General features: G+C 72.3%; 14 protein-coding genes. 9 read left to right on the top strand and 5 right to left on the bottom strand.

The genetic code is table 11. The features are described 5' to 3' along the window. Positions 1-113 precede the first annotated feature (113 nt). The gene (locus tag ACFC09_RS41585; RefSeq protein ID WP_376537579.1) at positions 114-2,165 is read right to left on the bottom strand and encodes a phosphocholine-specific phospholipase C; all 2,052 of its coding nucleotides are present in this window, start codon (positions 2,163-2,165) and stop codon (positions 114-116) included. Between the two features lie 396 nt (positions 2,166-2,561). Here ACFC09_RS41585 and ACFC09_RS41580 point away from each other — a divergent pair, with 396 nt between their 5' ends. The 9 genes from ACFC09_RS41580 (at position 2,562) to ACFC09_RS41540 (ending at position 13,045) form a co-directional block, all read left to right on the top strand. Then, positions 2,562-3,089 (top strand): hypothetical protein, encoded by a 528-nt coding sequence (locus ACFC09_RS41580; RefSeq protein WP_376537577.1) that lies wholly within the window; start codon positions 2,562-2,564, stop codon positions 3,087-3,089. A 433-nt stretch (positions 3,090-3,522) separates the two neighbouring features. Then, positions 3,523-5,646 carry a hypothetical protein gene (locus ACFC09_RS41575; protein ID WP_376537575.1) on the top strand — a complete coding sequence of 708 codons (2,124 nt, stop codon included), beginning with the start codon at positions 3,523-3,525 and terminating at the stop codon, positions 5,644-5,646. Between the two features lie 84 nt (positions 5,647-5,730). Continuing rightward, positions 5,731-7,257 carry a GT4 family glycosyltransferase PelF gene (gene pelF / locus ACFC09_RS41570; RefSeq protein ID WP_376537573.1) on the top strand — a complete coding sequence of 509 codons (1,527 nt, stop codon included), beginning with the start codon at positions 5,731-5,733 and terminating at the stop codon, positions 7,255-7,257. Beyond that, positions 7,254-8,660, top strand: a complete 1,407-nt coding sequence (locus tag ACFC09_RS41565) for a hypothetical protein (RefSeq protein ID WP_376537571.1) — start codon at positions 7,254-7,256, stop codon at positions 8,658-8,660. Before pelF ends, ACFC09_RS41565 begins: the two co-directional genes overlap by 4 nt. Positions 8,661-8,759: 99 nt before the next feature. Continuing rightward, positions 8,760-9,761, top strand: coding sequence for a GDP-mannose 4,6-dehydratase (locus ACFC09_RS41560; protein WP_376537581.1), 1,002 nt, complete (start codon positions 8,760-8,762; stop codon positions 9,759-9,761). A gap of 66 nt (positions 9,762-9,827) precedes the next feature. Next, positions 9,828-10,541 carry an NDP-sugar synthase gene (locus ACFC09_RS41555; protein ID WP_376537569.1) on the top strand — a complete coding sequence of 238 codons (714 nt, stop codon included), beginning with the start codon at positions 9,828-9,830 and terminating at the stop codon, positions 10,539-10,541. Between the two features lie 7 nt (positions 10,542-10,548). Continuing rightward, on the top strand, positions 10,549-11,460 hold the full coding sequence (locus ACFC09_RS41550) for an NAD-dependent epimerase/dehydratase family protein (protein WP_376537567.1): 912 nt from the start codon (positions 10,549-10,551) through the stop codon (positions 11,458-11,460). Next, positions 11,457-12,119, top strand: coding sequence for a spherulation-specific family 4 protein (locus ACFC09_RS41545; protein WP_376537565.1), 663 nt, complete (start codon positions 11,457-11,459; stop codon positions 12,117-12,119). The genes ACFC09_RS41550 and ACFC09_RS41545 overlap by 4 nt, the downstream gene beginning before the upstream one ends. Next, entirely contained in the window at positions 12,116-13,045 is a 930-nt protein-coding gene (locus ACFC09_RS41540; protein WP_376537563.1) for an endo alpha-1,4 polygalactosaminidase, read from the top strand. Before ACFC09_RS41545 ends, ACFC09_RS41540 begins: the two co-directional genes overlap by 4 nt. A 143-nt stretch (positions 13,046-13,188) precedes the next feature. On the opposite strand, the gene ACFC09_RS41535 is transcribed toward ACFC09_RS41540, so the two are convergent. The 4 genes from ACFC09_RS41535 to ACFC09_RS41520 all read right to left on the bottom strand — a co-directional run bounded on the left by ACFC09_RS41535 (position 13,189) and on the right by ACFC09_RS41520 (position 18,920). Beyond that, positions 13,189-15,360, bottom strand: coding sequence for a discoidin domain-containing protein (locus ACFC09_RS41535; RefSeq protein ID WP_376537561.1), 2,172 nt, complete (start codon positions 15,358-15,360; stop codon positions 13,189-13,191). Positions 15,361-15,454: 94 nt separating this feature from the next. Next, positions 15,455-17,062 carry a glycoside hydrolase family 13 protein gene (locus ACFC09_RS41530; protein WP_376537559.1) on the bottom strand — a complete coding sequence of 536 codons (1,608 nt, stop codon included), beginning with the start codon at positions 17,060-17,062 and terminating at the stop codon, positions 15,455-15,457. Positions 17,063-17,094: 32 nt separating this feature from the next. Beyond that, the gene (locus ACFC09_RS41525) at positions 17,095-17,970 is read right to left on the bottom strand and encodes a carbohydrate ABC transporter permease (RefSeq protein WP_376537557.1); all 876 of its coding nucleotides are present in this window, start codon (positions 17,968-17,970) and stop codon (positions 17,095-17,097) included. Further along, a complete protein-coding gene (locus ACFC09_RS41520) occupies positions 17,967-18,920 on the bottom strand; it encodes a carbohydrate ABC transporter permease (protein ID WP_376537555.1) in 954 nt (317 codons plus the stop codon). The genes ACFC09_RS41525 and ACFC09_RS41520 overlap by 4 nt, the downstream gene beginning before the upstream one ends. Position 18,921 lies beyond the last annotated feature (1 nt).

Genomic DNA, 18,921 nt, shown 5'->3' with positions numbered 1-18,921 from the left:
GGAACCCCTCCGCGCCCACCGGCCGCCGTTGTCGTCGGGCCGTGCGACCGCCCGCCGTCCCGACGCCCCACCGGGTGCGGGCGGAGGGCGGAGGGTCGGGGCCGGGGCGGGCCTCAGACCGTGGCGATCGCCGGGTCGCTGACCCCGGCACGCCCGTTCTCGACGTGCCCGGCGAACCCGCGCAGGAAGCCGGGGTCGGCCTCGGACGTCACGGTCAGGTCGTACCAGTGCCGGCTCTTGTCGAGGTCCACGGTGTGCCGGACGGTGGCCCCGGCGCGCACCGGCACCGTCACCGGCTTGCCGCCGTACCCGTCGACGACCTTCAGCCGTACCGTGCCTGAGCCCTTGTTGGTGAAGGTGAGCTGGACGTTCTCGCCGGTGTGCCGCGCGGTGACCTCCGGTCCGGCCGTCCGGCCGGGGCCCTTGAAGACGCGCAGGAAGCCGTTCGGGCCGTGCACGGTCAGGTCGTACGAGCCGTTCGAGTACGCCGAGTTCCAGGTGTCGGCGACGGACTTGCCCGCCTCGGTGGTGTAGGTCCAGGGCCCGTCGGCGCGGCTGCCCGAGGTGACGAGGAAGGCGGCGCCGGCCTTCGCGCCGGAGGCGAAGGTGAGCGTGAACGTACCGGCCGCCGGGTCGGCCGAACCGTCCACCAGCGGGACGTAGGCGAGCGGGCGGGCGGGCCGCACGCCGCGCTCCTGCCGGGGCAGGGCGGGGTTTGCGGGCGGGGTCGGCACGTAGTCGGGGTGCCGGTTCTTGTCGGGCGGCCGGTAGCCGTCGGTGGCGGGGAGCGCGACCGGCCGGGTGTCCTGGTGGCTGAAGTCGAACGCGGAGGTCAGGTCGCCGCAGACCGCGCGCCGCCACGGCGAGATGTTCGGCTCGTGCACTCCGAAGCGGCGCTCCATGAACCGGATGATCGAGGTGTGGTCGAGCGTCTCGGAGCAGACGAAGCCGCCCTTGCTCCACGGGGAGACGACCAGCATCGGCACCCGCTGGCCCAGCCCGTAGGCGCCGTCGGCGTAGCCGCTCCTGCCCTTGAGCAGGTCGAGGCTCGCGTCGACCGTCGACTTGCCCTGCGCGGCCGAGGACGGCGGGAACGGCGGGACCAGGTGGTCGAAGAAGCCGTCGTTCTCGTCGTAGGTGACGAACAGGGCGGTCTTCGACCACACCTCGGGGTTCGAGGTGAGCGCGTCGAGGACCTGGGAGACGTACCAGGCGCCGTAGTTCGCGGGCCAGTTGGGGTGCTCGGTGAACGCCTCGGGGGCGACGATCCAGGAGATCTGCGGCAGCTTGCCGCTCTTGACGTCGGCCGTCAGCTGGTCGAAGAAGCCCTCGCCGGTGCGGGCGTCGGTGCCGGTACGGGCCTTGTCGTACAGCGGGTCGCCGGGCTTCGCGTTCTGGTACTGCTTGAAGTAGAGGAGCGAGTTGTCGCCGTAGTTGCCGCGGTAGGCATCGGATATCCAGCCCCAGGAGCCGCCCGCGTCGAGGCCGTCGCCGACGTCCTGGTAGATCTTCCAGGAGACGCCCGCCCGCTCCAGCCGCTCGGGGTACGTCGTCCAGGAGTAGCCCGCCTCGTCGTTGCCGAGGACGGGGCCGCCGCCCTGGCCGTCGTTGCCCGTGTACCCCGTCCACAGGTAGTAGCGGTTCGGGTCGGTGGAGCCCATGAACGAGCAGTGGTAGGCGTCGCAGATGGTGAAGGTGTCCGCGAGCGCGTAGTGGAAGGGGATGTCGTCCCGGGTCAGGTACGCCATGGTCGTGGCGCCCTTGGCGGGGACCCACTTGTCGTACTTGCCGCCGTCGAAGGCGGCGTGCGTGTCGTTCCAGCCGTGCGGCAGGTCCTGGATGAAGGCGAGTCCCAGGTCGTCGGCGTCGGGGTGGAAGGGCAGGAGGTCCTTCTTGCCGTCCGACTGGTACCAGACCGGCTTGCCGTCAGGTCGAGCCGCCGGGCGCGGGTCACCGAAGCCGCGGACGCCCTTGAGCGTGCCGAAGTAGTGGTCGAAGGATCGGTTCTCCTGCATGAGGACGACGATGTGCTCCACGTCCTCGACCGAGCCCGTCCGGTGGTTCGCGGGCAGCGCGGCGGCACGCTCGATGCTGCTGGACAGCGCGGTGAAGGCCGTGGTGGCGCCCGCGAGTTGGAGGAATCGGCGCCGATTGACTTCGGGCATGGAGAGACAGCCTTTCATCCTGAGGTACGGATGGCCGGAACGGGACGACATATGCGCCCAGCGAGTGTTCCAAGCGCACCAAACATCAGGGAAGGGCCCGGTGGCATCCGTGTGAAAGATGTCCGTACGCGGGGTGTGCGGGACGCGCGTCGTCCGGCGGGGCGACGGCGGGCATTCGCCAATCGTGTCCGGCCGCCCCGCCGCGTCGCGCGGCACGGCGCGGCCGGCCGGCGGGCCCCCGCGCACCCGCGTTGTCGTGCGGGGATGCCGACCGGGACACCATGTGGCGACTCGCTCACACCATCTTCACAATACGTACACTTTCAGCCGACCGGTGTTCCCGGGGCGCCCGACGGGGCAGACGCGGCGGGCGCCGTCTGCCTAGCCTCCCGGGCCATGCGATCCACACTGCTGAGGCGCCTCGGCCTCACCGCCGTCCTCGCCCTCACCCTCGCCCTGTTCGGCCTGACACCCAGCGCGAGCGCCGCCCCGGCCGCGCAGGCGGACCTCACCTTCGCCACCGACACCGCCACCACGACCCCCGGCGGCAAGGTGAACCTGTCGATGACCCTCACCAACAACCACACCTACGACATCTGGTTCGTGTACCAGACGATCGACCCGACGTGGCTGACGACCCAGCGCCCCGACCTCAAGTACAGCTTCACCGGTTGCAGTCTGGCCACCGCCGACGGTGCCGTCCCGTGTTCCGGCACCGGGCCCGCCAACCTCGGCACCAACTACGGCGCCACCATCCCGCCCGGCCAGAGCCGCACCGTCACCCTGACCCTGGAGGTCGCGGCCGACTCCGGCTGCAACGGCAACATCGGCTTCTACTCGTACTCCTACATCGAGTTCAGCGACAGCACGAACCTCAGCGGCGGCCCGACCTACACACCCGAGACCCGGGTGCTCTGCGCCTGACGGTCCGTCTCCCGGCGGCCGGCCCCCCGCGGGCCGGCCGCTCTCGCGTTCCGGGGCACCGGGTGAGCCAAATCCGGACGAGCGCGAAAAGACGTACGCCGCCCGGAAACGCCGGTTCCGAAACCGGCGGGCACCTCGCGGTCCGACCGGCGATCGACCCCCGACCTGCGCACGGAGCCTTCGAGTGGCCATGGACCCCGCCCGGTCGCGGCCGTCCACATGGCCGTCGCCGGAGCCGGGGACCCTGTTGGACTCCTCACTTTTCCGTCACGTTTCGCAACATGACCACAAAAGCTACACACGACCATCACCATATGATGCGACGAACGCGTGACGACTGGCGTCTGAGGGGGGCGCGGCGTCGCGCGCGGGGGGTGCGTCCGCTCCGGGCGTGAGCCAGGATCACCCCTGCCCGGGGAGGGGACACCACCGCATGAAGCGGAATATACGCACCACGGCGCTGACCGCAAGCGCCCTCATCGCCTTATTCGCCCTGCCGGCCACCACGGCCCGCGCCGACGCGGACACACCCCGCGTCGACCTGCGGGTCCTCGTCGTGAGCGACGGGGGACCGTCCACCGACGCCATCGCGGCCGAACTCGACAACGCCGGAACGCCGTACACCGAGATCGACCTCCACGACCCCGCGAGACCCGTGATCGACGCGGGATTCCTGGCGGACACGGTGGACGGCCGTCCGCGGGCCAGGTTCCAGGCCGTCGTCCTGCCCAACGACAACCCGTTCGCCACCGGTTCCAGCGAGATGGCGGCGCTCGCCGCGTACGAGCAGACGTATGCGATCCCGCAGGTCGACGCCTACACCTACGCGCGTACCCAGGTGGGTCTGAACGTACCCGGCTACTCCGGCAGTGTGGACGGTGCCACCGCACAGGTGACCGCCGCCGGCGCGGCCGGGCCGTTCGGGTACCTGGACGGCGCCGTGCCGTTCGAGGACAACTCCCCCACCGTGGGCGAGAGTTACGCCTATCTGGCGCAGCCGGCGGCGGGCGCGGACTTCACCACGTACGTCGACGCGGCGATCCCGGGCAGGTCGACGAGGGGGTCGCTGGTCGGCGAGTACCGGCACGACGGACGGCGCGAACTGGTCGTCACGTTCGTGTACAACCAGTACCAGCAGCAGTTCCGGCTGCTGGCGCGCGGCATCGTGGAGTGGATGACCGGCGGGGTGCACCTCGGCGCCTCCCGCAACTACTTCGCGGTGCACGTGGACGACGTGTTCGCGGCCGACGACCGCTGGGACAGCAACCTCAACTGCACGCCGGGCGACATCGACTGCCCGCCGGGGCAGGGCACGGAGAACCCGATCCGGATGACCGCGGCCGACGTCCAGCACGCCGTCGACTGGCAGCGGCGGCAGGGCTTCACCCTGGACATGGTGTTCAACGGCTCCGGCAGTGTGAACCAGCGCGAGGACAACGGCGGCGTCGACGCCCTCGCCGACGCGTTCGTCGCGAACCGCGACAGCTTCCGCTGGGTCAACCACACCTACACGCACCCGTTCCTCGGGTGCGTCCAGGACGTCAGCGTGGTGCCGTGGAAGTGCGCCACCAGCGCCGGCGGCAGCACCCAGTGGGTCAGCCGGACGGAGATCTCCGACGAGATAGCGAACAACCGCGCCTGGGGCGAGTCGGTCGGACTTCCGCTGGACAACGAGGAGTTGGTGACCGGCGAGCACTCGGGCCTGCGGATCCTGCCGCAGCAGCCGGTGGACAACCCCAACCTGGCGCCCGCGCTGACGGACAACGGCGTGAAGTGGCTCGCTTCCGACAACTCCCGTGACCCCGTGCAACGTCAGGTCGGCCCCGCGACCACCGTCTCCCGCTACCCGATGAACGTCTTCTACAACGCGGGCCGCGCCACCGAGCAGGTCGACGAGTACAACTGGATCTACACCAGCCGCGCCCAGGGCGGCAGCGGCATCTGCGAGGACAACCCGGCGACCTCCACCTGCCTGACCGCGCCGCTGGACACCGCCACCGGCTACGCCGACCACATCGTCCCGCTGGAGACCAGGACCGCCCTCGGGCACGTGCTCTCCAACGACCCCAGGCCGCACTTCATCCACCAGTCGAACCTGACCGAGGACCGTATCGCCTACCCCGTCCTCGACGGCGTCCTCGACAGCTACCACGCGCTGTTCGCCGACAACACCCCCGTGGTGAACCTGCGGATGAAGGACCTCGGCACCGAGATGCAGCGGCGCGCGACCTGGGACGCGGCGCTCGACGCCGGCCAGGTGACCGCGTACCGCATCGGCGACACGGTCACCGTCCAGGCCCCCGACGGCGTGGCCGTGCCCGCGACCCTGCCGACCGGCGCCACGCGGGGCGGCAGCGCGTTCGGCTCCGCGTACGCGGGCGAGGTCTCCGGCTGGACCACCGCGGCGGGACAGCCGTTCGCGCTGTCCCTTCCCTCCTCCGCCGCCGCCCCGGCCGCGACCGCCCACCCGGCGGACTCCGCGACCGCCTCCACCGCTCCCCCGACCACGGTGCCGGCCGGTGCGGCCGAGCAGGTGCCGTACGTCCCTGAGGACTGAGTCCGGCCCGCACCACGGGCCCGGCCGCACCCTGCGCGGCCGGGCCCGCTACGACCGTCACCCACCTCGGCCGTGGAGCCATCCATGCACGTTCAGCACGGCGCGCGCCGCTCCGGCTCGACGCGTGTCACCCTGCTCACCGAAGGTACCTACCCGCACAGTCACGGCGGGGTGAGCGTCTGGTGCGACCAGCTCGTCACCGGCATGCCCGATCTCGACTTCGAGGTCCTCGCCGTCACCGGCACCGGACGTGAACCCGTCGTGTGGGACGTCCCGCGCCAGGTCACGCGCGTGGTCTCCGTCCCCATGTGGGGTCCCGCGCCCGAGGGCCGCCCGCCCCGGGGCCGCGCGCGCAACCAGCTCACCACCGCCTACGAGCAGTTCCTGACGGCTCTGCTCGACCCCGGTGCCGAGGACGGCTTCGCCGCCGCCCTCTACGCGATGGCACGGGCCGCGACGAACGGCACGCTCAGTCCCTTCCTCCGCGGCGACCTCGCGATCGGGGTCCTCACCGCGGTGTGGAACCGCCCCGGCCTGGCCGTGCGGGAGGCCCGCCCCACCCTGCACGACGCGATCACCGCCACCGCCCTGCTGGAGCACGCCCTGCGACCCCTGGCCACAGCGCCGCCCCGGACCGGGGTCGCCCACGCGGTCAGCGGCGGCGTCGCGGTGCTGCCGGGCCTCACCGCGCTCGAACAGCACGGCGTGCCGCTGCTGCTGACCGAGCACGGCGTCTATCTGCGCGAGCGCTACCTCGGCTACCGCACCGCCCGCTACCGCTGGCCCGTGAAGGCCGTCGTCCTCGGGTTCTTCCGGCTGCTCGCCGAGGAGACCTACCGCCGTGCGGCGCTGATCACCCCGGGCAACCGGTACAACCGGCTGTGGGAGGAACAGGGCGGCGCCGCGCCCGAGTCGATCCGCACCGTGTACAACGGCGTCGACCCGGCCGCCTTCCCGCCGGCCGGTCCGGAGCCGGAGCGGCCCACCCTCAGCTGGGCCGGGCGGGTCGACCCGATCAAGGACCTGGAGACCCTCATCCGCGCGTTCGCCCTGGTCCGCGGCCGGCTCCCGGACGCCGCGCTGCGCCTGTTCGGCGGGACGCCGCGGGGCGGGGAGAGCTACCGGGAGCGGTGCCGGGCGCTGGCAGCGGAGCTGGGGCACGGCGACGCGGTCAGCTTCGAGGGCCGGGTCGACGACATCAAGGACGCCTACGCCGCCGGGAACGTCGTGATGCTCTCCAGCATCAGCGAGGGCTTCCCGTTCACCCTGATCGAGGCCATGTCGTGCGGGCGGGCGACCGTCTCCACGGACGTCGGCGGAGTGCGCGAGGCCGTCGGGGACACCGGCCTGGTCGTGCCGCCGCGCGACCCGGCGCGGATGGCCGCCGCCGCGCTGGACCTGCTGGCCGATCCGGAGCGCCGGCGCCGGATGGGCGAGGCGGCCCGGCTCCGGGTGGTCGAGCAGTTCACCCTGCGCCAGACCGTCGACACCTTCCGCTCCATCTATCTGGAGCTGTCGGCGCTCGGCCGGATGTGGACACCGGACGCCCGTCCGACGCCCGCCCCGGCGGACCGTCCGGCGGCCGCGAGGACAGGGAGCCTGGCCGGATGAGCGGACCGATGGCCCTCGAACCGGACGGCGGGGAGCAGGACACCCTGTCGCTGCGGCTGTCCGAGACCCCCCTGTCCCGCAGACGGGTCCGCCACGACCGCACGCCGGCCCTGCGCCGGCCGCGCTGGGGCGCGGACCACGCCGCGGTCGACGCGCTCGCCGCCGAACTGGCCGACGGCATCGGCCCGGCGGTCCACCCCTACGAGGTCGCCGCGCTCCTGGAGTCGGAGGGGCTGACCGCCGAGGTGATCAAGGAGCGGTACGGCCACCCGGACATCTTCTCCCTCGCCGCCGCCCTGTACGAGCGGGTGCCGCGCACCTTCCCGGAACCCCCGCCGCCGGCCGACCCGTGGCGCCCGGACCACGTGCGGTGCGCCCTGCGCGGCGCTCTGTTCGCCCTGCCGGGGCTCGCCTATCTGCTCGTCGCGCCGCTGTGGCACGCCGAACGGACCGTCCTGGTCCTGGTCGTGGCCGGGCTCGTCTCCTGGGCGTGGGGCCAGGCGCTCGGCCACCGGGCCTTCCTGCGGATGAGCACGGGGCGCCGGGAGGCGGGCCGCACCCTGCTCAAGGGGGCTCCGGTGGGTGCCCTGGTGGCGACGGCGACGGCGTGGCCCGTCGCCGGTTCCGGTGCCGCCGTGCCGGCCGCCGGGGCGCAGTCGGTGTATCTCGCGGCGGCCGGTGTACTGCTGGTGCTGGGCGGGGAACGGCTGCTGCTGGCCGCGCTGACGCCGGTGATCGCGGGTGCCGCGGTGCTCCCGTGGTGGGAGCCGGGCCCCCTGCTGCGGGCCGGGCTGCCGCTGCTGGCGCTGCTGGGCACCGTGGCCGCGGCGGGCTGGACCCTGCGCGCCGCCCTGGCCGGCCCCCGGGTCGCGGGAGCCGCCCGGCCCGCGTTGCTGAGTTCGCTGCCCTACGGCCTGTTCGGTCTGGCCGCCGGGACGCTGGTGCTGCTCACCGGCCGGGAGCAGCCGTACGCGGTGATCGTGCTGACCGTCAGCATGGGGCCGGCCGAGTGGCTGCTGTACCGGTACCGCGGACTGTCCGTGGCGGCGCTGCGGCGGACCGGCACCCCGGCCGCCTTCCGGCTCCGGTCGGCGGGCGTCCTCGCCCTGTGCCTGAGCGCCTACCTGCTGCCCCTCCTCCCGGCGGCGCTGCTCACCGGCTCGGCCCCGGCGCCGCTGCTGCTGCTCGCGGCGGCCCTGTGGGCGGCCCTGCTGCTCCAGGCGTTCGGCGTGGCGTGGCTGCCGGCCGGGGTGTGCCTCACGGCCGCCGCGGCGGCCGCCGCGCTCACCCGCCTCGGGCCGCCGTCGGGCACCGACGCGCTGTCGCTGTGTTGCGGCGTCGCCGCCCTGTGTCTCACGGCGGGCGCGCTGCGCCTGCTGGGACGGCCCGCCCCGCACGCGTGACCGTCCGGCCCGCGGGCGGCGAGAGAGCCGCGCCCGGACCGGACGACGCACCACCCAACCCCCCACAAGGATGCACAAATGACCGGAAGGAAGCACCAGTTGACCACCGCACCGCTCGCCGCCGTCACCGGGGCCGAGGGCTTCATCGGCTCGCACCTGACTCAGGCGCTGGTCGCCTCCGGGCACCGGGTGAGGGCCATGGCGCAGTACAACTCCTTCTCCTCCTACGGCTGGCTGGAGACGCTGCCCCAGGACGTCCTCGACCACGTGGAGATCGTCCTCGGTGACGTCCGGGACCCCGGCTCCGTCCGGGACCTCCTCGAAGGCGCCGACTGCGCCTACCACTTGGCCGCGCTCATCGCGATCCCGTACTCCTACCGCGCTCCGCACAGCTACGTGGACACCAATGTCACCGGTACCCTCAACGTGCTGGAGGCGGTGCGCGCCCTGGGTACGCCCCGGCTGGTGCACACCTCCACCAGCGAGACCTACGGGACCGCGCAGACGGTGCCGATCACCGAGGACCACCCGATCAACACCCAGTCCCCGTACGCGGCTTCGAAGGCGGGCGGCGACCGGCTGGCCGACAGCTACTACGCGAGCTTCGGCACGCCCGTGGTGACGCTGCGGCCCTTCAACACCTTCGGCCCGCGCCAGTCGATGCGGGCCGTCATCCCCACCGTCATCGGCCAGGTGGCCGCGGGCGAACGCACCATCACCCTCGGGGACCTGCGCCCCACCCGGGACTTCAGCTACGTCAAGGACACCGCGCAGGCGTTCCTCGCGGTCGGCGGCGCGCCCGCCGGGCAGGTCGTGGGCCGCACCTTCAACGCGGGTACCGGCGGGGAGATCTCGGTCGGCGACCTCGTCACGCTGATCGGCAAGGTGATGGACACCGACCTCGACGTGCGCGAGGACAGCGCGCGCATCCGGCCCGCGGCCTCCGAGGTGATGCGGCTGGTCTGCGACGCGAGCCGGCTCACCGCGGCGACCGGCTGGCGGCCCGCGCACTCCCTGGAGGAGGGCCTCGCGCACACCGTGGAGTTCTTCCGCGACCCGGTGAACCTCGCCCGCTACAAGACCGGCATCTACAACATCTGACCCGCCGCACGTCCACGAAGGACTCGAAGGACACCACGGACACCACGGACACCAAGGAGGAGTCCCATGCACGCAGTGATCCTGGCGGGAGGCAAGGGCGTCCGGCTGCGGCCCTACACCACCGCGCTGCCCAAGCCGCTCGTGCCCATCGGCGACCAGCACGCCATTCTGGAGATCGTGCTGCGCCAGCTCGCGACGGCGGGTTTCACCAGCTGCACCATAGCCATCGGTCATCTGGGCGAGATCATCCGCGCCTATGTGGGCGACGGCAGACAGTGGGGCATGACCGTCGACTACGCCACCGAGGCCAGCCCGCTCGGCACCATGGGCCCGCTGCTCACCATGCGCGAGCGGCTGCCCGAGACGTTCCTCGTCATGAACGGCGACGTCCTCACCGACCTCGACTTCGGGGAGGTGCTGCGCACGCACCGCGGCTCCGGGGCGCCGCTGACCATCGCCACGTACGCCCGCAAGGTGCACATCGACTTCGGGGTGCTGACCACCGACGACCGGCGCGTCGTCGCCTTCACCGAGAAGCCGAGCATGGACTACCGCGTCTCCATGGGCGTGTACGGGCTCTCCCGGACGACGCTCGACGGCTACACCCCCGGGCTGCCGCTGGGCTTCGACGAGCTGGTCATCGACCTGCTCGGGACGCAGAACCCGCCGCACGCCTACGAGTTCGACGGATACTGGCTGGACATCGGCCGCCCGGACGACTACGACCGGGCCAACGCCGAGTTCACCACCCGCAAGTCGCTGCTGCTCAAGGGAGCCTGACCACCCGATGCGCATTCTCGTCCTGGGCTTCACCGGCTATCTGGGCGGCCATGTCGCCGGTCACCTGCGCGCCCTCGCGGGCGTGCGGGTGCTCGGCGGCGGCCGCTCCCCCGCCGCGGAGTCCGGCATCGACCTCGCCACCGCCCGCGCGGACGAGCTGGCCCGGATCCTGGCCGACGCCGCGCCCGACGCGGTGGTCAACTGCGCGGGCGCGACCGGCGGTGACGCGGTGACCCTCACCGAGGTCAACTCCCGTGGCCCCGCGGTGCTCTGCGCGGCGCTGCGCAAGGCCGCGCCGACGGCCCGGCTGGTGCATCTCGGTTCGGCCGCCGAGTACGGTCCGGGCGTCCCGGACCTCCCGGCGACCGAGTCGGCGCCCACACGTCCGCTGTCCGTGTACGGCGCCACCAAGCTCGCCGGCACGGTCGCGGTCACCACGTCGGGGCTCGACGCGGTGGTGCTGCGGGTGGGCAACCCGGTGGGGGCCGGCGCCCCGGCGGCCGGGCTGCCCGGCCGGGTCGCCGGTCTGCTGCGGGAGGCCGGGCAGGACCCCGGGGCGGTGCTCCGGCTCGGCGACCTGTCGGCGTACCGCGACTTCGTCGACGCGCGTGACGTGGCACGGGCGGCGGCGCTCGCGGTGTCGGCCCCGGGGCCGCTGCCGGCCGTCCTGAACATCGGCGGCGGACGGGCCGTCGCGGTGCGGGACCTGGTGCGTACGCTGGCCCGGGTCGCCGGGTTCCGGGGGCGGATCGAGGAACACGGAGCCGATTCCGCCCGGTCGGCGCAGGTCTCGTGGCAGTGCTCCGACATCGCGGCCGCCGCGGAGGCGCTCGGCTGGCGGCCGTCGTACACCCTCGACGACTCCCTCGCCGCGCTGTGGAGCGCCGCGGCGCCGCGGGAAGGCGACCGGATCCCGTGAACCTGCTCGTTCCGCTGTACGTCCACCCGGCCGAGGACCCCGGTGCCTGGCACCGCTTGATCGGGGCGGCCGCCGACACCTATGCGGTGGTGCTCAATCCGGCGGGCGGCCCCGGCCCGAGACCCGACCCCGCCTTCACCGCGGCGGCCGGGGCGCTGCGGACGGCCGGTGCCCGGCTGCTCGGCTATGTCGACACCGACTACGGCACCCGCGACCCGGCCGCGGTGACGGACGACGTCGTCCGCTACCGCGAGTGGTACGGCACCGACGGCTGCTTCCTCGACCAGGTGACCGCCGCGCCGGACGAGTTGCCCGCCTGCCGGCGCCTCGTGCGGTCGGTGCGCAGGCTCGGTGCCGCGCCGGTGGTCCTCAATCCCGGCGTCCACCCGGCACCGGGGTACGCCCGGCTCGCCGACCTCGTCGTCACCTTCGAGGGCCACTGGTCGGCCTACGTGTCGGCGTTCAGCAGACCCACGTGGACGGCACGGCACCCGCCGGAGCGGTTCTGCCATCTCGTGTACGGGGTGCCCGAGGCGCTGGTGCCCCTCGCCGTCCGCACCGCGGGTGACCGGGGCGCGGCCGTCGCCGGACCCGTGACCGGTGAACTCCCCAATCCCTGGGCGCAGTTGACGCCCGCACTGACGGAGGCGAAGCGATGAGACGTGCCGCGTGGGTGTGCGGGCTGGTGACGGCCCTGGCACTGACCGCGTGTTCGGGCCCGGACGGCGGGGGGCGGGCCGGCGGACCGGCGGAACCCACCGGGGGCGGCCCCGCCGCGAGCACTGCGGACGGCCCGGCCGCGAGCGGGCGGCCCACGCCGTCCGGGACCGCGCGGTCGGCCTCCCCGGGCACCCGGCCCTCGCACCCGTCGGCGCCGGACGGCGAGCAGCGCTGGCAGCCGCGCCCCGGTCTGGCCTGGCAGTGGCAGCTCGACGGCAGGGCCGACCCGTCCGTCGACGTCCCCGTCTACGACATCGACGGCTTCGAGAACTCCGCGGCGGACGTGGCCCGGTTGCACCGCGCCGGCCGGAAGGTCATCTGCTACGTCAACGTCGGCGCGTGGGAGGACTTCCGCCCGGACAAGGACGCCTTCCCGAAGTCCGTGCTCGGTGCCGCCAACGGGTGGGCGGGCGAGCGCTGGCTGGACGTCCGGCGCCTGGACGTGCTGCGGCCGGTCATGGAACGCCGTATGGACATGTGCCGCGCCAAGGGGTTCGACGCCGTGGAGCCCGACCTGGTGGAGGGGTACGCCGACAAGACGGGATTCCCGCTGACCGCGGACGACCAGCTCGCCTACAACCGCATGATCGCCGAGATCGCGCACGCACGCGGGCTGGCGGTGGGGCTGAAGAACGACCTCCCGCAGATCCCGCGGCTCGTCGGGCAGTTCGACTTCGCGGTCAACGAGGAGTGCGCGCAGTACGACGAGTGCGGCGAGCTGCGGCCGTTCATCGCGGCCGGCAAGGCGGTCTTCCACGTCGAGTACGCCGAGCCGACCGGCGCGTTCTGCGCCGAGTCACGTGAGCTGAGGCTGTCGTCCATGCGCAAGAAGCTGGATCTCGGGGTGTGGCGCCAGCCCTGCTGAGGAGCGGCGGGACCCGGGGCCGGGCCGTGCGGCGCGGGGCGCCGCACGTGCCCGCCCCGCGCTTGGCCGGCTGCCGGGTCCGTGGCGCGGATCCGGTGGATCCGCGGCGGATCCCGCCGGGAAGCGCGGGGCACCGTCCGGGATCACGGTGTGAGGTACGCCTCCACCTCGCTGAACTGGCCTGCGGGCCAGCCGGTGTTGGCGGTGACGGTCAGCCGCAGATAGCGCAGGCTGGTGCCGCTCGGCAGGGCGACGGTGGCCGTGTTCCCGGTGGCCGGGTCGAACCGGTAGCCCTGCGCGCCGGCCACGGTGGAGTAGGTCTGGCCGTCGGTGCTGCCGAGCACCGTGACGGTCTGGGTGCGCGCGCCCCAGGCCGTGGAGGGCGGCAGCCTCAGGGCCACGCGGCGCACCGCCTGGGCGGAGCCGAGGTCGACCGTCAGGGACTGCGGGAAGGCGTTGTTGGTGGACTCCCAGTAGCTGTTCGCGTCACCGTCGACCGCCTTGCCCGGCGTGTAGACGTCCACGGAGCCGGTGGCACTGGCGGGACGGCCCTTCGCCAGGTTGGTGGTCGGGTCGGGGCCGGGGTTGCCCTGGCCGGGCTGCGGCCAGGCCGAGCAGTCGGACCAGGTGGTGTTCCAGCCGGAGTTGCCGCTGCCGTCCGTGAGGGCGAAGGTACCCGAGGGGTAGGGGCAGTTGTAGATGCCGGCGGCGCCGACCGCGGAGGCGGTGACGTTGCGGAGGGTGGCGGCGCCCTGCACCTCCGCCTGCACCACGACGGTCCCGGTGCCGCGCACCGTCGCACCGTCCACGGTGACGTTCCTGACCGCGTAGCCCTGCCCGCTGCCGGAGACGAACTCGAAGGCGCTGTAGGGGCTGTCGGTGATGGTGGTGTTGGTGATGTTGACGGTCGCGTTGATGGCGCTGTCGTAGGCGTCGACGCGCAGCGCGCCCATGGGGTGGTTCCAGTTGGGGTTCAGGGCGCCGGTGCGCACGAGGGTGTTGCCGTCGACGGTGATGGTGCCGGCCAGGGGGGAGAAGGGGTCGGCGAACTTCTGGTTGGAGATCGCGATGCCGCTGCCGAGGGCGTTGGTGTCGGAGATCAGGTTGTTCTTCACGGCGATGTTCGTACCGCCGTAGACGGCGATGCCGTTGGCGAGGTTGGGCTGCGAGATGGTGTTGTTCTCGAAGCTGCTGTCGGTGTCGGCCGCGTACAGGGACCACATGGCCAGGGAGTCGTCGCCCTGGTTGCGCAGGAAGTTGTTCCGGACCCGGACGCCCTTGGCGTTGCCGTTGAGGTTGAGGCCGTCGGCGGTGGTGTCGAGGATGCGGTTGTTCTCGACGACCAGGTTGTCGTTGTTGCCCATCAGCCACAGGCCGACCTTGACGTGCTGGATCCACATGCCCGACACCGAGCTGTTCGGTCCGAGCGATCCGTTGACGAAGTTGTCGGGGCTGGAGTCGACGCGTTCGGTGACCTCGCCGAGGACCGCGAAGTCCTTGATGTGGACGTTGCCCGCGGAGCTGGACTGGTCGATGAAGCGGGAGGTGTGGACGACGGAGTACCAGTTGCCGGCGCCCTGGAGGGTCACGTTCTGCACGCCGCTGAGCGAGGACGTCAGTTTGTAGTCGCCCGGCGGGATCCACACCACACCGCCCTGGGCGGCGGCGATGGCGTCCCGGAACGCCTGGGTGGAGTCGCCGTTGCCGCTGGGGTCGGCGCCCTTGGAGGTGACGGAGACGGATCCGGCGGGCTGGCCGGCCGCCGCGGCCACCTGCTCGAAGTCGGCGACGTCCACGGTGACCTGGGTGCCGGTGGACTGGAAAGCGATCTTGTCGCCGGCCTGCACGTTCTGGCCGAGCAGCAGGCGGGCGTTGTCGAAGAAGTGGTGGGTCTTGGCGCCCGCGATCCAGCCGGTGTCGACGTAGGAGTACTTGGAGGTGACCGTGAGGGTCTTCGCCAGTTTCTGCCCGTTGACGTACACGTCGAGCGTGCCGGACTGGCCGTCGGGGACGTTGTAGGAGACGTTCACGGCGTTGGCCGCGCGCGGCGCGGTGAACTCGACGCGTTGGCCCGAGGTGATCCGTACGGCCTGCCGTCCGGACGCCTCGGACGCGAGGGTGCCCTGGGTGTAGTCGGGGCCGATCTTCGTGCCGGTGGTGGTCGCCGACTCGGCCTCGACGGAGGTGAAGGGCAGGGTGGCGCCGGCTGCCGCGTGTGCGGACGGCGCGAGCGTGACGAGCATGCCGGCGGCCAGGGCGACGGCCGCGCCGATTGCCGGCATGCGCCTGACAGCCTTGCGGGTGCTGCTGTGCATGTGCTGATCCCTTCGTGGGGTGCGGGGATAGCGGAGGTGCGGTGGCGGCTCGGCCGCGGGGCCGAGCCACCGGGTGCGGGGGTGGGGCGGCGGCTCAGGCGCGCAGCCAGGCCGCCGTGTCCTGCGGCAGCCGGCCCGTCTCGTCCAGGGGGCCGCTGGTGAGCAGGAGTTCGCTGTGCGCGGGCAGGTCGGCGGGGGCCTCGCCGAGGTTCACCACACAGATGGTGCCCGGCGCACGGGTGAAGGCGAGCACTCCGTCGGGGGCGGGCAGCCAGCCGAGCGGGGCGTCCCCGAAGGCGGGGCGCAGCCGGATCGCCGCGCGGTAGAGGGCGAGCATCGAGGCGGGATCCCGCTGCTGCCGGTCGGCCGCGTACTGTGTCCAGCCGGCCGGCTGCGGCAGCCACGGCTCCTCGCGGGACCCGAAGCCCGCGTACGGTGCCTCGGCCGTCCACGGCAGCGGTACCCGGCAGCCGTCGCGGCCCGGGTCGGTGCCGCCGGAGCGGAAGTACATGGGGTCCTCGATGCGGTCGAGCGGGATGTCGGCCTCGGGCAGGCCGAGTTCCTCGCCCTGGTAGACGTAGACGGCGCCCGGCAGGGCCAGCGACAGCAGCGCGGCGGCCCGCGCGCGCCGGGTGCCGAGGGCGAGGTCGGCCGGGGTGCCGAAGGTCTTGGCGGCGAAGTCGAAGCCGGTGTCCGTACGGCCGTAGCGGGTGGCCGTACGGGTCACGTCATGGTTGCACAGCACCCAGGTGGCGGGGGCGCCCACCGGGGCGTGCTCGGCGAGGGTCGTGTCGATCGAGTCGCGCAGCCGCGCCGCGTCCCACGGGCAGGACAGGAAGGAGAAGTTGAAGGCCGTGTGCAGTTCGTCGGGGCGGAGGTAGCGGGCGAAGCGCTCGGGGTCGGGCAGCCACACCTCGCCGACGAAGACGCCGTCGTAGTCGTCGGCCACGGATCGCCAGGAGCGGTAGATGTCGTGGAGTTCGTCGCGGTCGACGAACGGGTTGGGGTCCCGGCCCGCAACGAAGTCCGGCAGCGCGGGATCCTTGGCGAGCAGGGCGGCGGAGTCGATGCGGACGCCCGCCACTCCCCGCTCGAACCAGAAGCGCAGGATGTCCTCGTGCTCCTGGCGGATCGCCGGGTGGGCCCAGTTGAGGTCGGGCTGCTCGGGGGTGAACAGGTGCAGGTACCAGTCGCCGTCCGGGAGGCGGGTCCACACCGGTTCGGTGGAGCCGACGAACTGGGACGGCCAGTCGTTGGGCGGCAGTTCGCCGTGCTCGCCGCGTCCGGGCCGGAAGTGGAAGAGGTCGCGCTCGGGGCTGCCCGGGGGCGCGGCGAGCGCTGCGGTGAACCACGGGTGCTGGTCGGAGACGTGGTTCGGTACGACGTCGACGATGGTGCGGATGCCCAGTTCCTGGGCCTCCGAGATCAGCTTCTCCGCCTCGGCGAGGGTGCCGAAGGCCGGATGGATGGCCCGGTAGTCGGCGACGTCGTAGCCGCCGTCCTTGAGCGGCGACACGTACCACGGCGTGAACCACAGTGCGTCCACGCCGAGTTCGGCGAGGTACGGGAGCTTGGCGCGGACTCCCGCGAGGTCCCCGGTGCCGTCCCCGTCGCCGTCCGCGAAACTGCGCACGTAGACCTGGTAGATGACGGCGGAGCGCCACCAGTCGGTCCGGTTGTGGGCATGGGTGGGCTGTCCCACTGTGCGTGCCTTTCTGTCGAGGGGAGGCCGTGTCAGCCCTTGGTGCTGCCCGCGCTGATTCCGGCGATGATGTGCCGCTGGAAGACGAGGAACAGGGCCACCATCGGGATGCTGGCGATCACCATGGCGGCGACCAGCACGGTCAACTGGATGTTCTGCGACAACTGGACCAGGGCCACACTGATGGGCTGCTTGTCGGTGTCGGAGAAGACCATCAGCGGCCACAGGAAGTCCTGCCACACGGCGACCAGCGCGAAGATCGAGACCACGCCGAGGACCGGCCGGGACATGGGCAGCACGATCGACCACAGGACGCGCAGCTTTCCGGCGCCGTCGATCTCGGCGGCCTCCAGTACGTCGCGCGGGAGCTGGTCGAAGAACCGCTTGAGGAGGTAGAGGTTGAAGGCGTTGGCGACGGCCGGCAGCCAGATCGCCAGGGGGTCGTTGAGCAGGCTCGTGTGGATCAGCGGCAGATCGGCGACCGTCAGGTACTTCGGTACGACCATGGCCTGGGCCGGGACCATCAGGGTGGCCAGGATGCCGCCGAGCACCACCTTGCCGAAGGCGGGTCTCAGCTTGGACAGCGCGTAGGCGGCGGCCGTGCAGAACACCAGCTGGAACACCCAGGCGCCGGCGGCCTGGACCACCGTGTTCCACAGGTGCTGCGGCAACTGCATGAGATCCCAGGCGTCGGTGAAGCCGCCGGTGTGCCACGCCTTCGGGATCAGGGTGGGCGGGGTCTGCGCCACCTCGTCCGGCGACTTCATCGCGCCGGTCACCATCCAGTAGACCGGGAAGAGGAAGGCAAGCGCGAACAGCAGGACGACGCCGGTGAACACGGTCCAGTAGACCGCCTTGCCGCGCGGACGGGCCAGCACCGCAGGGGAGACCAGGGTCCGGGTGCTCATGCGTCCCCCTCGGAGCGGGTGAACCGCAGGTAGACGGCGGAGAAGGCGCCGAGCAGCACCAGGAGCATCACGCTGAGCGCGCACGCCCCGCCGAAGTCGTTGTAGAGGAAGGCGTACTTGTAGATCAGGTACAGGACGGTGACCGTGGCGTTCTCCGGGCCGCCGCCCGTGATGACGAACGGTTCCGTGAACACCTGCATGGTGGCGATGATCTGGAGGAGCATCAGCATCAGGATGACGAACCTGGTCTGCGGGATCGTCACGTGCCGCACGCGCTGGAGGAGGCTCGCGCCGTCCAGTTCGGCCGCCTCGTACAGCTCGCCGGGGATGGACTGGAGGGCGGCGAGGTAGATCAGGACGGTGCCGCCCATGTTCGCCCAGGTCGCCACGATCACCAGGGAGATCAGGGCGGTGTCGGCGCCGTTGGACCAGTTCGAGGTGGGCAGGTGCAGGAAGCGCAGCGCCTCGTTGGCGAGGCCGGCCCCCGGGTCGTAGAACCACTTCCACAGCAGGGCGCTGACCACCGGCGGGATCATCACCGGCAGATAGACCACGACCCGGAAGAACGCCTTGGCGTGCCGCAGTTCGTTGAGGACCAGGGCGAGCACGAAGGGGACCGCGAAGCCGATGAGCAGGGCCAGCAGCGTGAAGGTGAGCGTGTTGCGCCAGGCCGCCGCGAACTCCGGGTCGTGCCAGACCCGGGTGAAGTTGGCGGTGCCGACCCACTCGGGCGGTGCGCCCGGGGTGTACTTCTGGAAGGCGATCACGACGGCGCGGATCGCCGGGTACCAGGAGAACAGGGCGAAGCAGACGAGGCCGCCGAGGAGGAATCCGTAGGCGTGGAGTTGGTCGAGGAGGCGGCGCCGCCCCCGGCCCCCTACCGGGGGCGGCGCCGGAATGTGGCGTACGGCGATCGCGGGGGCGTCTCGCCGTGCGGCCGTCTTCGTCATC

This window comes from Streptomyces sp. NPDC056161, assembly GCF_042268025.1.
Lineage (GTDB): Bacteria > Actinomycetota > Actinomycetes > Streptomycetales > Streptomycetaceae > Streptomyces.
Note: the sequence above shows the minus strand (reverse complement) of the source record. Positions and strands in the feature narration are given on the sequence as shown.

Excerpts from the sequence above, each read along its gene's own strand:
- ACFC09_RS41555 (WP_376537569.1), top strand. The coding sequence starts at position 9,828 with ATGCACGCAGTGATCCTGGCGGGAGGCAAGGGCGTCCGGCTGCGGCCC.
- ACFC09_RS41535 (WP_376537561.1), bottom strand. The coding sequence starts at position 15,360 with ATGCACAGCAGCACCCGCAAGGCTGTCAGGCGCATGCCGGCAATCGGC.
- ACFC09_RS41585 (WP_376537579.1), bottom strand. The coding sequence starts at position 2,165 with ATGCCCGAAGTCAATCGGCGCCGATTCCTCCAACTCGCGGGCGCCACC.
- pelF (WP_376537573.1), top strand. The coding sequence starts at position 5,731 with ATGCACGTTCAGCACGGCGCGCGCCGCTCCGGCTCGACGCGTGTCACC.
- ACFC09_RS41565 (WP_376537571.1), top strand. The coding sequence starts at position 7,254 with ATGAGCGGACCGATGGCCCTCGAACCGGACGGCGGGGAGCAGGACACC.
- ACFC09_RS41550 (WP_376537567.1), top strand. The coding sequence starts at position 10,549 with ATGCGCATTCTCGTCCTGGGCTTCACCGGCTATCTGGGCGGCCATGTC.
- ACFC09_RS41525 (WP_376537557.1), bottom strand. The coding sequence starts at position 17,970 with ATGAGCACCCGGACCCTGGTCTCCCCTGCGGTGCTGGCCCGTCCGCGC.
- ACFC09_RS41580 (WP_376537577.1), top strand. The coding sequence starts at position 2,562 with ATGCGATCCACACTGCTGAGGCGCCTCGGCCTCACCGCCGTCCTCGCC.
- ACFC09_RS41540 (WP_376537563.1), top strand. The coding sequence starts at position 12,116 with ATGAGACGTGCCGCGTGGGTGTGCGGGCTGGTGACGGCCCTGGCACTG.
- ACFC09_RS41520 (WP_376537555.1), bottom strand. The coding sequence starts at position 18,920 with ATGACGAAGACGGCCGCACGGCGAGACGCCCCCGCGATCGCCGTACGC.
- ACFC09_RS41575 (WP_376537575.1), top strand. The coding sequence starts at position 3,523 with ATGAAGCGGAATATACGCACCACGGCGCTGACCGCAAGCGCCCTCATC.